14 protein-coding genes are annotated in these 12331 nt (G+C 69.9%); 8 read left to right on the top strand and 6 right to left on the bottom strand.

All coding sequences use genetic code 11. The features are described 5' to 3' along the window. Positions 1–260: 260 nt before the first annotated feature. A complete protein-coding gene (locus DFR50_RS29055) occupies positions 261–1433 on the top strand; it encodes a cell wall hydrolase (protein WP_113893444.1) in 1173 nt (390 codons plus the stop codon). Between the two features lie 62 nt (positions 1434–1495). Continuing rightward, the gene (locus DFR50_RS29050) at positions 1496–1861 is read left to right on the top strand and encodes a gamma-glutamylcyclotransferase family protein (RefSeq protein ID WP_113893442.1); all 366 of its coding nucleotides are present in this window, start codon (positions 1496–1498) and stop codon (positions 1859–1861) included. Positions 1862–1954: 93 nt separating this feature from the next. On the opposite strand, the gene DFR50_RS29045 is transcribed toward DFR50_RS29050, so the two are convergent. The 3 genes from DFR50_RS29045 to ald all read right to left on the bottom strand — a co-directional run bounded on the left by DFR50_RS29045 (position 1955) and on the right by ald (position 3845). Further along, complete coding sequence (locus DFR50_RS29045; protein WP_342634589.1) at positions 1955–2188, bottom strand: type II toxin-antitoxin system RelE/ParE family toxin; 234 nt, start codon at positions 2186–2188, stop codon at positions 1955–1957. Between the two features lie 9 nt (positions 2189–2197). Next, the gene (locus DFR50_RS29040) at positions 2198–2473 is read right to left on the bottom strand and encodes a ribbon-helix-helix domain-containing protein (RefSeq protein WP_113893440.1); all 276 of its coding nucleotides are present in this window, start codon (positions 2471–2473) and stop codon (positions 2198–2200) included. Positions 2474–2729: 256 nt separating this feature from the next. Further along, on the bottom strand, positions 2730–3845 hold the full coding sequence (ald, locus tag DFR50_RS29035) for an alanine dehydrogenase (RefSeq protein WP_113893438.1): 1116 nt from the start codon (positions 3843–3845) through the stop codon (positions 2730–2732). A 136-nt stretch (positions 3846–3981) separates the two neighbouring features. Between ald and DFR50_RS29030 the strand changes: the two genes are divergently transcribed. The 3 genes from DFR50_RS29030 (at position 3982) to DFR50_RS29020 (ending at position 5687) form a co-directional block, all read left to right on the top strand. Then, positions 3982–4443 (top strand): Lrp/AsnC family transcriptional regulator, encoded by a 462-nt coding sequence (locus tag DFR50_RS29030; protein WP_113893436.1) that lies wholly within the window; start codon positions 3982–3984, stop codon positions 4441–4443. A gap of 86 nt (positions 4444–4529) precedes the next feature. Next, on the top strand, positions 4530–5393 hold the full coding sequence (locus tag DFR50_RS29025; protein WP_113893434.1) for an amino acid ABC transporter substrate-binding protein: 864 nt from the start codon (positions 4530–4532) through the stop codon (positions 5391–5393). Between the two features lie 30 nt (positions 5394–5423). After that, positions 5424–5687 (top strand): exodeoxyribonuclease VII small subunit, encoded by a 264-nt coding sequence (locus DFR50_RS29020; protein WP_281017899.1) that lies wholly within the window; start codon positions 5424–5426, stop codon positions 5685–5687. A gap of 238 nt (positions 5688–5925) precedes the next feature. Here the strand turns inward: DFR50_RS29020 and DFR50_RS29015 are convergent, their stop codons facing one another. Next, the gene (locus tag DFR50_RS29015) at positions 5926–7314 is read right to left on the bottom strand and encodes a DegQ family serine endoprotease (protein WP_425376101.1); all 1389 of its coding nucleotides are present in this window, start codon (positions 7312–7314) and stop codon (positions 5926–5928) included. Positions 7315–7535: 221 nt separating this feature from the next. Further along, complete coding sequence (locus DFR50_RS29010) at positions 7536–8357, bottom strand: helix-turn-helix transcriptional regulator (protein WP_113893430.1); 822 nt, start codon at positions 8355–8357, stop codon at positions 7536–7538. Between the two features lie 99 nt (positions 8358–8456). On the opposite strand from DFR50_RS29010, the gene DFR50_RS29005 reads away from it, so the two are divergent. Together DFR50_RS29005 and DFR50_RS29000 are read left to right on the top strand one after the other, a co-directional pair. Then, positions 8457–9539 (top strand): zinc-binding dehydrogenase, encoded by a 1083-nt coding sequence (locus tag DFR50_RS29005; protein ID WP_113893428.1) that lies wholly within the window; start codon positions 8457–8459, stop codon positions 9537–9539. A 251-nt stretch (positions 9540–9790) separates the two neighbouring features. After that, positions 9791–10441, top strand: a complete 651-nt coding sequence (locus DFR50_RS29000) for a 2'-5' RNA ligase family protein (protein WP_113893426.1) — start codon at positions 9791–9793, stop codon at positions 10439–10441. A gap of 28 nt (positions 10442–10469) precedes the next feature. On the opposite strand, the gene DFR50_RS28995 is transcribed toward DFR50_RS29000, so the two are convergent. Beyond that, complete coding sequence (locus DFR50_RS28995; RefSeq protein ID WP_245428205.1) at positions 10470–11099, bottom strand: hypothetical protein; 630 nt, start codon at positions 11097–11099, stop codon at positions 10470–10472. Positions 11100–11258: 159 nt separating this feature from the next. Here DFR50_RS28995 and rbsK point away from each other — a divergent pair, with 159 nt between their 5' ends. After that, positions 11259–12191: a ribokinase gene (gene rbsK / locus DFR50_RS28990; RefSeq protein WP_113893422.1), complete on the top strand. Its 933-nt coding sequence runs from the start codon at positions 11259–11261 to the stop codon at positions 12189–12191. Positions 12192–12331 lie beyond the last annotated feature (140 nt).

Here is a 12331-nt window from a genome sequence, read left to right as displayed (position 1 = left end):
GCCGACTGCCGACTGCCGACTGCCGACTGCCGACTGCCGACTGCCGACTGCCGACTGCCGACTGCCGACTGCCGACTGCCGACTGCCGACTGCCGACTGCCGCGGCCCTGCGGGCCGCGCCCCCGTCCCAAACCGGGACGTCCCGCCCTTCCCTCCGGTAACCCGCGCGCAACCTTAAGCGGCGATAACCAAACCGTTCATATTGCGCGCGCCGGCTTGCCCGGGACTCGCGCTGACGGCGACAGGGTGAAGCGCGTGGAATGCGTATGGGTCGCTCGCCTTTAACTTGGGCCGCATCGACGGTCGCCCCGTGGTGCCTCGCGATCGGCGTGCTGCTGTCGATCACGGCGGAAGCGGAGCAGGAGCGCGCCCCCTACGCCAGCGCCTACGGCCGCGCCGGCTCGCCGGCGGCGGACTCCCCCCTGCGCCGGGCGATCGAGGCCGCGAGCCGCTATCAGGCGGTCGGGGTCGACGGGACGCCGTCGCCGCTGATCGAGAGCCGCCTGGTGATCGGCGACCCGGACGACGATGGCGACCCGGACGAAATCGAGCCGAACCGCGCCCTGAAGGACGGTTCGGGCGCTCTCCCCGACGTCGACCGCCGCGTCAAGGGCAATCCGTTCATCGGTCCGAGGCCGGGCTTCGACGCCCGCAGGCGCAGCGGACCGATCGCTTTCGACTCGTTCGCGCGCGGCGACGCATCCGGGCGCAGCCCGCGCGCGGCCGAATTCGACCCCGATCACACCATGAGCCCTCCCGGATCGGACACGCCCGCGCAACCCCCCGGCGCGACCGCATCGGTCAGCGACGGCGCGACGCCGGCCGTCCCGCTGGAATTCGCCCTCAACGCCGAATCGCCAACCCCGACCGACGGCGTGGTGGTCGAGATCCAGGGCGATTCGGTCCCCGCCCAGACAACGATCGCCGCCCAGTCCCCGCTCGGCGGCGCAAAGCCCGACTATGCCGCGCTGATCGACCCCAAGGACAGCGCCCGCCAGATGCGCTGCCTCGCCGAGGCGATCTACTTCGAATCGCGCTCGGAGCCGGAAGCCGGACAGGCCGCGGTCGCGCAAGTGGTGCTCAACCGGGTCCGCAGCGGCATCTACCCGACGACGGTGTGCAGCGTGGTGTACCAGGACCGCAACCGCCCGTTCGCCTGCCAGTTCTCCTTCGCCTGCGAGGGCAAGTCGCTGCGGATCGAGGAGCCGGGGCCGTGGGCGACGGCGACGCGCATCGCCGACGAGGTGGTCAGCGGCCGCAACTACAACGCGGACGTCGCCGAGGCGGTCAACTACCACGCCGCCTACGTCGCGCCGTTCTGGGTCGGCTACCTCAAGCGCGTCGACCGCATCGGCCTGCACATCTTCTACGCCATGCGCGACGGCGTGGTCTGGGCGCCGGGGGCGCTCAACGGCCACGGCGACCGCCCGTAAACCGATTGCGGCCGCGCCGGCCGCCCGGCTACACTCGCGGCTTCGACCGGGGACCCTCTTCGATGCCGCTTCTCTTCTCGTATGGCACGCTGCAACAGGACGGCGTGCAACGCGCCACCTTCGGCAGGCTGCTCACCGGAAAACCCGACGAACTCGTCGGCTATGCCCAGGAGCTAATCAAGATCGAAGACCCGACCGTCACCGCCAAGAGCGGGCGGTCGCATCACCCGATCGTCGTCCACACCGGCTGGCAGGAAGACCGCGTCAAGGGCACGGTGTTCGAGATCGACGACGAGGACCTCGAGCGCGCCGACGCCTACGAGGTCGACGCCTACCGGCGAGTGCTGGCGCCGCTCGCCTCGGGGCTGAGAGCCTGGGTCTACGTCGACGCCCTGCGCGGCCCGCCGGAGGGCGGCTCGACGCAGTGAGCCGCGGTTTCACCCGGAGGGCGCGGCGCTCGAGTCACGCGTCGTCCGCGAACGCCGCCTCGAAGTCTTGCCCGCCGTAAAGGACACCTTCGATCACAACCGTGTCCTCGGCGACAACGAATGCGACCGTGAGGCGACGCTCGAAACCGGTCGTGCGCAGCCCCTCGAGCAGATCGTCGCCTGCCCCCGCAGTGGGAACGTCGTCAACCCTATGCAGAAATCGACGATGCGCGCAATGTATCCATCCGCGCGTCGTTCACCGCCATGGTCCGCGATGTACCGGTGCAGCGCATCGAGTTGGCGTTCCGCGCGGGGCGTGACTTGCACGGCGTCGCGCTACGCGCCGCGCTCGGCGCGGCGACGGGCCTTGATCCGATCCAGGATGGCGTCGCCGGGGACTCCCTTGCTCGGATCGGCGAGATATTCGTTGTGACCGGCGACGACTTCCTCGCGCAGCCAGCGCTCGACCGCCGCCTCGCGCTCCATCAGCGCGCACACGCCGTCGCGCATGACCTCGCTGACCGACGCATACGCCCCGGACTTGACCTTTGCTTCAACGACTGCAGCCATATCGTGCGGCAGCGTGATGCTGAATTGTTGCGTCGTCCGCATACGGGAATCCATTCTCGCTGTGCGCATCGTGACACAGGATGGGATGGGATGGAATCCTACTGGACAAATGCGAACGGGGTTCGAGGCCGCCCCTCACGCTGCATCGCGAGCAACCCGGAGGGCGGCTCGACCCAGTGAGTCGCCGTTTCGCCTGAGCAGGCTTGGGCGGGAGGGGGCCCGTCTCGGGCGCCCAGGGCGGCGAGACGCCGCCCCCGCCATTTTCCGCGAAGCCCGTTGGGCTGGCCAGGGAGCTCTCCTAACCGAGCGCCGACTCCGCGCTGACCGATTCGAGGCCATGCGCCTCGGCGACCGGCGCGCAGGTCAGCTTGCCCTCGCACACGTTGAGGCCGGCGAGCAGATGCCGGTCCTCCTTCAGCGCCTCCCGCCAGCCCTTGTCGGCGAGCGCCAGGGTGAAGGGCAGCGTCGCGTGATTGAGCGCGAAGGTCGAGGTGCGCGCGACCGCGCCGGGCATGTTGGCGACGCAATAGTGGACGACGCCGTCCACCACATAGGTCGGGTTGGAATGGGTGGTCGGCTTCGACGTCTCGCAGCAACCGCCCTGATCGATGGCGATGTCGACGATCACCGCGCCCGGCCGCATGGTCTTCAGCATCGGCCGGGTGATCAGCTTGGGCGCGGCCGCCCCGGGCAGCAGCACCGCCCCGATCACCAGATCGGCCTCGCTGACGAGATCGGCGATGGCGGCGCGGGTCGAATAGACGGTTTTCAGCGCCGATCCGAACTGGGCCGAGAGGCGCCGCAGCGCCTCGTGCGAACGGTCGACCACCGTGACGGTCGCGCCCATGCCGACGGCGATGGTCGCGGCGTGGGTGCCGGAAACCCCGCCGCCGAGAACGACCACGCTGGCGGCGGCGACGCCCGGCACGCCGCCGAGCAGAACGCCGCGCCCGCCCTGCGCCTTCTCCAGCGCATGCGCCCCGACCTGCGGGGCGAGACGGCCGGCGACCTCCGACATCGGGGTGAGCAACGGCAACTGGCCGTGCCGGTCGGTCACCGTCTCGTAGGCGATGCAGACGGCGCCCGAGGCGATCAGGTCCCGGGTCTGCGCCAGATCGGGGGCCAGATGCAGGTAGGTGAACAAAATCTGGCCGGGACGCAGCCGCTTCCGCTCGTCCGCGAGCGGCTCCTTGACCTTCACGATCATGTCGGCGCGGGCGAAGATCTCGGCCGGCGAATCGACCAGTGTCGCTCCGGCGCGGGCGTAAAGCTCGTCCGGAGAGCCGGACCCGACGCCGGCGCCCGTCTCCACGATCGCCTGGTGGCCGTGATGGACGAGTTCCGCGACCGCCGCCGGCGTCAAGCCGACGCGAAACTCATTGTCCTTGATTTCCTTGGGAACTCCGACCAGCATCGCTCACGCCTCCTTGACCATCGTCCGACACTATGGCGCCTTCGCTGCGCACGTTTTCGCCGATTTTCGGCTTCACCCCGGCGCGTGTTCGCATAAGATTGCGCCGAAACCGCAGGCGGGCAGTGTCTTCGTGCGCATGGACGATCTCGACGATTTCGACCGGGCGATTCTTCGCGAACTGATGCGCGACGGCCGGATGTCCAACGCCGATCTCGCCGAGCGCATCCACCTGTCGCCGTCCGCCTGTCTGAGAAGGGTGCGCGCGCTCGAGGAAATGGGCGTGATCGCCGGCTACGTCATGCTCATCGACGCGGACAAGGCCGGTCTCGCCGGCGCCGCCTTCGTGTTCGTCACCCTCGAGCAGCAGGGCCGGGCGATGCTGGACGCCTTCGAGCGCGACGTCGGCCGCCACCCCGAGATCACCGAATGCCATCTGCTGGCCGGGGTGGCCGACTACCTGCTCCGGGTGGTGTTCCGCGACTCGCGCGACTTCGAGCGGATCCACACCGAGATTCTGACGCAGCTGCCGGGCGTCTCGCGGGTGCAGTCGACCCTGCCGCTGCGCACCGTCAAGCAGACGACCGCGCTGCCGATCTGACGCCGCCCCTTGCCCGGGCGGACGGGTCTGTTAGGACTGCGGCGAACGCCCGCTATGGCGAAGACAGTTGGAAACGGGGGGTCGACATGGCTTCGATTGGACATTTCGCGAAAATCCTGGCGCTGTCCGCCGCGCTCGCCGCGACGGGCGCTGGCGCGGCCGCGGCGGGAACGCTCGACACGGTGCGTCAGGACAAGACGATCCGGCTCGCGGTGCGCGCCGACGCGCCGCCGTTCTCCTACCGCGACGTCGGCGGAGAACCCGCCGGCTTCATGGTCGATCTCTGCCGCGCGGTGGCGACCGGCCTCGCCGCCCAGCTCAACCTCGACCAGTTGAAGGTCGTTTTCGTGCCGGTCACGGCGGAGGACCGTTTCGACGCGATCGAGACCGGCAAGGCCGACCTCTTGTGCGAACCGACCAGCGCGACCCTGTCGCGGCGCGAGAAGGTCGACTTCTCGATCCCGACCTTCGTCGACGGGGCGAGCCTGCTGGTCAAGGGCGAGGGCCCGAGCGACCTCGCCGCGCTCGCCGGCAAGAAGGTCGGCGTGCTCGGCGGCACCACCACCGAGAAGGGCCTGCGCGACACGCTGGCCACCCTCAAGATCAACGCCGAGGTCGTGCCGGCGGCCACGCACGAAGACGGGATCAAGCAGCTCGAGGACGGCGCCGTCGCCGCCTATTTCGCCGACCGGGCGATTCTCGCCTGGCTCGCGTCGAAGGCGTCCGACCCTTCGAAACTCCGCCTCGCCAACGACTATCTGTCGATCGAGCCCTATGCGCTGGCGCTGCCGCGCGGCGACAGCGACTTCCGTCTCGCGGTGGACCGGGCGCTCAGCCACATCTACAACGGCGGCGGGATCGCATTGGTGTTCGCCAAGACCTTCGGCCCGCAGATGCAGCCGAGCGAGACCATCAAGACGCTGTACCTCGTCTCCGCCCTGCCCGACTGAGCGGGCGGCCGACGAACCCTGGAGAACGCCGTGACCGAAGCCGACCCGGGCGCGCCGGACGTCGCAGCGATGCCGTTCGAGGCGGCGCTGCACGAGCTCGAGCGGATCGTCGACCAGCTCGAGAAGGGCGCCGTGTCGCTCGACGATTCGATCCGGCTGTACGAGCGCGGCGAAGCCCTGAAGAAGCGTTGCGACGACCTTCTGCGCAACGCCGAGATGCGGATCGAAAAGATCACGCTCTCGGCCGACGGCGCGGCCAAGGGCGTCGCGCCGCTCGACGGCGACCTGAAATAATTGCGCGCGGCTCCGGCCCGCGAGGCGACGCGATAACGGTTCGTTAACGAAACCAGCGTCGAATCGACCCTCGTGAACAGTCCCTCGCGGCCCGCCCGGCCCTTTCGCCCGGGCCGCGACGGGGCCCGAAAGAGATCCGCCGGACGCCGCGCTCCGTACAACCCGACATCCGCCCGAGGCTCCTCCCACTCGCGCGGCCTCCTGGCAGGACGCCCTCCGAGGCGCCCTGCCTCTTTTTTCAGCCCCCGAGCCGGGTGCGGATCGTCTCGCCGCCGCGCAAAATGGTCAGGTCCCACCACCGGCTGCGTTCCGCACAGGCGCGCTCGAGGTCGCGGGTCGACGCGATGGCGGCGCCGTTGACCGCCAGCACGATATCGCCCTTCTGCACCCCGACCTGCGCCGCGGTCGAATTCTCGCCGACCGCGGCGACCACCACCCCCTGATGCGCGCCGTCGAGCGAAAGCTCCTCCGCCACCGCGGGCGACAGGTTCATCACCAGGGCGCCGTCGAACGGCGAACGGCCGTGGATGGTCAGCGCGTCCCGCGGCGGCGTTTCGGGCGCGGAAGCGAGTTTCAGCGGCAGGTCGAGCGTCTTGCCGTCGCGCAGGGTCGCGAGCCGCGCTGTCCCGCCGAGCGGCTTGACGCCGAGGCGGAAGCCGACGCTCTGGGCGTCGTCCACCGGCTGGCCGTCGATCGCCGCGATCACGTCGCCGCGCTTGAGCCCCGCCGCGGCGGCCGGTCCGGCGCTGTCGACCTCGACCACGAGCGCGCCGGTCGGCCGGTCGAGGCCGAGATTGTCGGCGATGTCCTTGGACACGTTCTGAAGCGTCGCCCCGAGCCAGGCCCGCTTCACCGACTTGCCGCCGTGCAGCGCCGCCGCGACCACGCCCTTGACCATGCTGACGGGAATGGCGAAGCCGAGTCCCATGCTGCCGCCGGAGCGCGAATAGATCATCGAGTTGATGCCGACCAGGCGGCCGTCGAGGTCGACCAGCGCGCCGCCGGAATTGCCGGGATTGATGGCGGCGTCGGTCTGGATGAAGAAGCCGTAGTCGCTCGCGCCGATCTGGGTGCGCGCGAGCGCCGACACGATGCCCTGCGTCACGGTCTGGCCGACGCCGAACGGATCGCCGATGGCGATGACGAAGTCGCCGACTTCGAGCGCGTCCGAATCGCCCATCTCGAGGGTCGGGAAGGTCTCGCCCTCGCTCTTGAGGCGCAGGACCGCGAGGTCGGTGCGCGGGTCGCGCAGCGCGATCTCGGCCTCGAATTCGCGCCGGTCGGCGAGCGCCACCCGCACCTCGGTCGCGTTCTCGACGACGTGATAGTTGGTGACGACGAGGCCCGAGGGATCGACCAGCACGCCGGACCCGAGCGCCTTCTGCACCCGCTCGCCCTCCCCGCCGCCGCCGCCGAAGAAGCGCTGAAAGATCGGATCGTCGAACAGCGGGTTCCGCGGCATGCGCTCGACGTGCGAAACGTAGACGTTGACCACGGCCGGCGCGGCCTTCTTGACCACCGGCGCGAAGGACAGGCGGACCTGCGCGGGAGTCTGCGGCGCGACCCTGGCCGTGTCGGCGAGGGCGGCGCCGCCGAGCGCGAGCAGAAAAACCAAGACGAGGCGGATCAAATCGGGAACTCCGGGCGATGGACGGGCGGAGCGGGATATAGGGCCACGGCCGTCCCGCTGCAAAGCGGAGAACCGATCTTCGCGCCGGCGCGTCGCCCCATCCCGTTTTTCTGGGAGCCGCGCGCTCGCCACGGCCGAACGCGATCCGTCCGTCCTGCGAACGCCGATCTGCCGGAACGTCTGCAGTTCACGCCGGCGCGGTCACCCCCTGTTCGCCGCTACGCCCCTGCAAGAGGTCTCCGTTCTTCCCCAGGGTCCGCTCCTCGAGCGGCAGGCGTGTAGATGGCGAGCTTGAGGCCAACGTCGTCATTGGACTGGAACGTGGCGTATACGAACTCGAGTGCGCCCTTTCGTGGGTGAATGATGTGCTTGCGCCCGGATCGGGCCTGGCCGATGTCGTGCGCCTCCCACCAACGCTCGAACTCGGGGCAACCGGCGCGCAGCCGTTCCAGCAGATCGAGAAAGGCGGGGTCGCCGGCCCATAGATCGTGGCTGGCCCGGAACTGGGCGACCATGCGCCGGGCTTCCTCGCCCCAGCGCTCGCCGAACAAACGCCGCGCGTGGGCGTCGGTCAGAACCATGACCAGGGTGTTGCGATCGCCGTCGGCGAGCCGGCCAAACTCGAAAATCTCGTCGGCCGCGTCGTTCCAGGCCAACACGTCCCACCGCCGCCCGGTGACGTAAGCGGGCTGGTCGAGGCTTTCCACCACCCGGCGAAGCGTCGGCGGCACAACCTCGGCGACGAACAGCCGGCGATCCGGCGACGAGGCCAACGCCCGCAAATGGGCGTGTTCCACCTTGCCGAGACGGAGCGCCCTGGCGAGCGCGTCGATGGTGGCGATCGAGGGGTTGACCGCGCGCCCCTGCTCCAGCCGCACGTACCAGTCGACGCCGATGCCGGCGAGCTGGGCCACCTCCTCCCGGCGCAGTCCGGGCGCGCGGCGGCGACCGGTCGCGGGAAGTCCGACAGACTTGGGCGTGATGCGGCAGCGACGCGATCTCAGGAAGTCGCCCAGTTCCTTGCGTCTCGGCTGCGACATGCCTTCTCGGTCCCGGGCTTCTCAGACCCAGGACAGTACCAGTCCTTCCGGAGGCGCGGCAAGCGCGGCATGATGGTTGCCCAGCTCGGGAGGTCCTCCATGAAAGCCGCCATTCTCAAAGCCTTCGGATCGCCTTTGGTCATCGAGGACGTGCCGGCGCCGGTCCTCGGGACGGGCGAGGTGATCGTCGACGTGGTCGCCGCCGGCGTTCTGAGCTACGCCAAGGAGGTCTTCAGCGGCCAGAGGCCGTACCTTCTGGAGACGCCTGTCGTACCGGGGGCAGGCGGCATTGGCAGGGTGCGCGCGTTCGGGCCCGACGCGACCCGCTTGTCCGTGGGCGACTGGGTCTTTTGCGATCCGATCGTCCGCTCTCGCGACGACGCGATTGCGCCGGACATCACCCTGCAGGGCCTTTCCGCCGGCAACGCCGAAGGCGGCCTGCGCCTGCAACGTTACTATCATGACGGGTCTTACGCCGAGCAGATGCTCGCTCCGACGGAGAACGTGGCGCGCATCCCCGACTTCGACGGCGCCCAGGCGGCGCAATGGTGCGGACTGGCGAGCCTGCTCGTGCCTTACGGCGGTCTGTCGTCGATCGCGTTGAGGGCCGGGGAGACCCTCGTCGTCAATGGCGCAACCGGAAAATTCGGCAGCGCCGCGGTGGAGGTCGCCTTGGCCATGGGCGCCGGCCGAGTCGTCGCCACCGGCCGCAACCCGGCCGTGCTGGAGGAACTCGGCCGCCGGTTCGGGCCGAGGGTGCGCCCCGTCGTCATGGCGGGCGACGAGGAGGCCGACCGCGCCGCCATCCTCAAGACCGCTTCGGGGCCGATCGACTGCGTGTTCGACATCCTCCCGCCTCGGGCGACGCCTGCCCAGGTGCGCGCCGCACTCCTCACGGTGCGGCCGAATGGCCGTGTCTCCCTGATGGGCGGCGTCGGCATGCAGGGCGGAGAGGATCTGGGACTGCCCTATCGATGGATCATGCGCAACAACATCAGGATCCAGGGGCAGTGGATGTGCCCGCGCGAGGCGGTTGCGCGGATGATCGGCATCGTCAACGCCGGCCTGATCGACCTCGGCCGCCGCGAAGTGACGACCTTTCCCCTCGCCGAGATCAACGCCGCGATCGACCACGCCGCCGCCAACGCGGGCCCGTTTTCCCTGACCGTGGTGCAGCCGTGAGCGCGCGTACGCGAGGGTCGCGAGCGGCGCCTGGCCGCTGAAGGTCGTCCCCTGACCCTTCGCTCGGATCGAGACCCGCCGGCCCGGCGCCGCGCGCGACTCCGCGGCCCGGCGATCGTGTATGCTGCCCCGATCGTCGGGCGCCGGGCGCGCCGAACCCCGAGGCTCCGTGTCGACGCGGCGCGGGACGAACCGCGCCGCGGTTGGCGGACGCCCCGCCGGGCGGCGAATGCAGGGAGGAAGCCAAAGCCATGGGACACCAGGCGAGCGACGTGACCGCGATCGACGTTCTGCTCGAGCCGGACGCGACCATGCTCCAGCGCGCGGCGGCCAATAACGCCCGCCTGCTGAAGCTCTACCCCGCGGGCTTCGCCCTCGACGCGACGCACAGACCGCATATCACGCTCGTCCAGCGCTTCGTCCGCACCGACGATCTCGACACGATCACCGCCGCGCTCGATCGGGTGCTCGCCCGCGCCGACGTCACCGCCATGAAACTGCAAGCCTTCCAGTATTACTACCTCCCGATGGCCGGCGTCGGCGTCGCCGGCATCGTGGCGAGGCCGACCCCGGAACTCGTCGAACTGCAAGCGGAGGTGGTCGCAGCGGTGGCCCCGTTCACGGTCGCGACCGGGGAGTCGGCGGCGTTCGTGACCACGCCCGACGATCCCGTCATCGACCCGGGCCTGATCGACTACGTGGCGACCTTCGTTCCGAAGCGGTCGGGCGCGCTTTACAACCCGCACGTCACGATCGGCGTCGCGCCCACCGGCGACCTCGACCGGATGCTGGCCGAACCGTTCGAATCGTTCACCTTCTCGCCCGCCGGGGCCGCCGTCTATCAACTCGGCCCGTTCGGCACGGCGGCGAAGAAGCTCGCGCAACTCGACGCGAAGCCGTAACGCCGGCGGGAGCGTGGTCGCCCCGGGCTTATCGCCGCCTTGTCACGGCGCGGGCGGCGAGGTCCTCTCTGCAAGCCTCGCTGAACGCGATCAGCAAAGTCTTGATCTCGCCCTCGCGGACCAGCGACCGCGCCTCCTGAAGGCTGCGGTTCGGCGCCAGGTAGGTGTCGAGGATGGTGTCGTCGATACGCAGGGCCGCATCGGTCACCGCTCGGGACGACACCAGCCGCATCCGGCTTCCCAGCGCGTAGAGCGGCACCATCTTCGACAGTTCCTCGGTCTGGTGCGAAAGCGCGTCGGCATAGAGGCCTGCCGCCAGGGTGATGTACTCGTTGTAGAGCGCCTCCAGCTTGGCCGTCCGCGCCTCGCGGCTCGCATGCCGAAGCTGCTCCTTCTGCGTGAACCACGACGTCGCGAACGAGGTCAGGCCGCCGATGATTGCGCCCGCGAGAGCCGCGAACGCGGAGACATAAGCTGGATTCACATCCCGCTCCGAGACAAAGGCAACGCCGGCGATTCCGGCCCCATGCCGGATAGCCTCCCGCTCAACCGGTATCCACCGGGGCCCGGCCGAAACGTCAAGGCCCGCCTGCCGCTCGCGCGCGGTGGCGCAGGCTCGGGCGCCCACCCCGAGGCCGATCGGAACCCTCTCGGTCAAATGGATTGCGGCGCAAGGCGCGCGCCGCCGCCAAACCCTCCGTCCGCGGCAGCCCCTCCAGTTTCCCGGCGATCGTGTATGCTGCCCTGCTCGTCGGGAGCATGGGGTCAGCGCGAACCCAAGGCTCCGCAAGCGTCGCGCGCGGGGGGAACAATCGTCATGTCGCAACAGCGTCCGCGCATCGGCGTCGTCGGCTCGAGCAACGTCGACGTCGTCACCTATGTCGAGCGCATGCCGGCCTGGGGCGAGACGATCGCCGCGCCGCGGTTCGAGATGAATTTCGGCGGCAAGGGCGCGAACCAGGCGGTCGCGGCGGCGAAGCTCGGCGCCGACGTCGTGATGGTGTCGAAGGTCGGCGACGACGCGCTCGGCGCCAACGTGCTCGCCAATTTCGCCGCGCTCGGCGTGGATGCGCGGCATGTCGGCCGGGTGGCGGACCAATCGACCGGAACCGCGACCATTCTGGTCAACCCCGCCGGCGAGAATTTCATTCTGATCGTCAAGGGCGCCAACGGCGACTTGACGCCCGCCGACGTCGAGGCGGCGGCGGCGGATCTCGCAACCTGCGACCTCATCCTGCTGCAGCTCGAGGTGCCGCTCGAGACCGTCACCGCGGCGCTCGAATTCGGCCGGCGCCGGGGCGTCAAGACCGTGCTGAACCCGGCTCCGGCGGTCACGACGCTCGACCGGGCGATGGTCAGGCTCGCGAGCTTCGTCGCGCCGAACGAGACCGAGCTCGCGATTCTGACTGGCCTGCCCGTCGGAAGCGAGGACGAGGTCGCGCGCGCGGCGCAGCGCCTGCTGGCGGACGGCGTCGAGACGGTGATCGTGACGCTCGGCGCGCGCGGCGCGCTGGTCGCCTCGCCCGCGGGGCTGAGGCGCGTCCCGCCGGCAAAGGTCGAGGCGGTCGACACCACCGGCGCCGGCGACGCCTTCCTCGGCGCCTTCGCCCGCTATTACGCAGGCCGCGTCGGCCTCGACGCGGCGCTCGAGAAGGCGACCCGCTACGCCGCCGACTCGGTGACGAAGCGCGGGGCGCAGAAGTCATACGCGACCGAAGCGGAGTTCGAGCGGCTGGTGCGGAGGGACTGAGTTTCGTCGTTCGGAAATCAGCTGGCGACCGGCTGGAATGGCCGGACTGCGCGAGGAGCGCCACTTGACGGACAGTCCGAGGATCGCGAGAGAGGCGCCTCTTTGCCGCCGTTGCCGGTCGGTCCCGCTACGGAGATTTC

It is taken from the genome of Roseiarcus fermentans (assembly GCF_003315135.1).
GTDB lineage: Bacteria > Pseudomonadota > Alphaproteobacteria > Rhizobiales > Beijerinckiaceae > Roseiarcus > Roseiarcus fermentans.
This window is presented reverse-complemented; position numbering and strand designations above follow the sequence as displayed.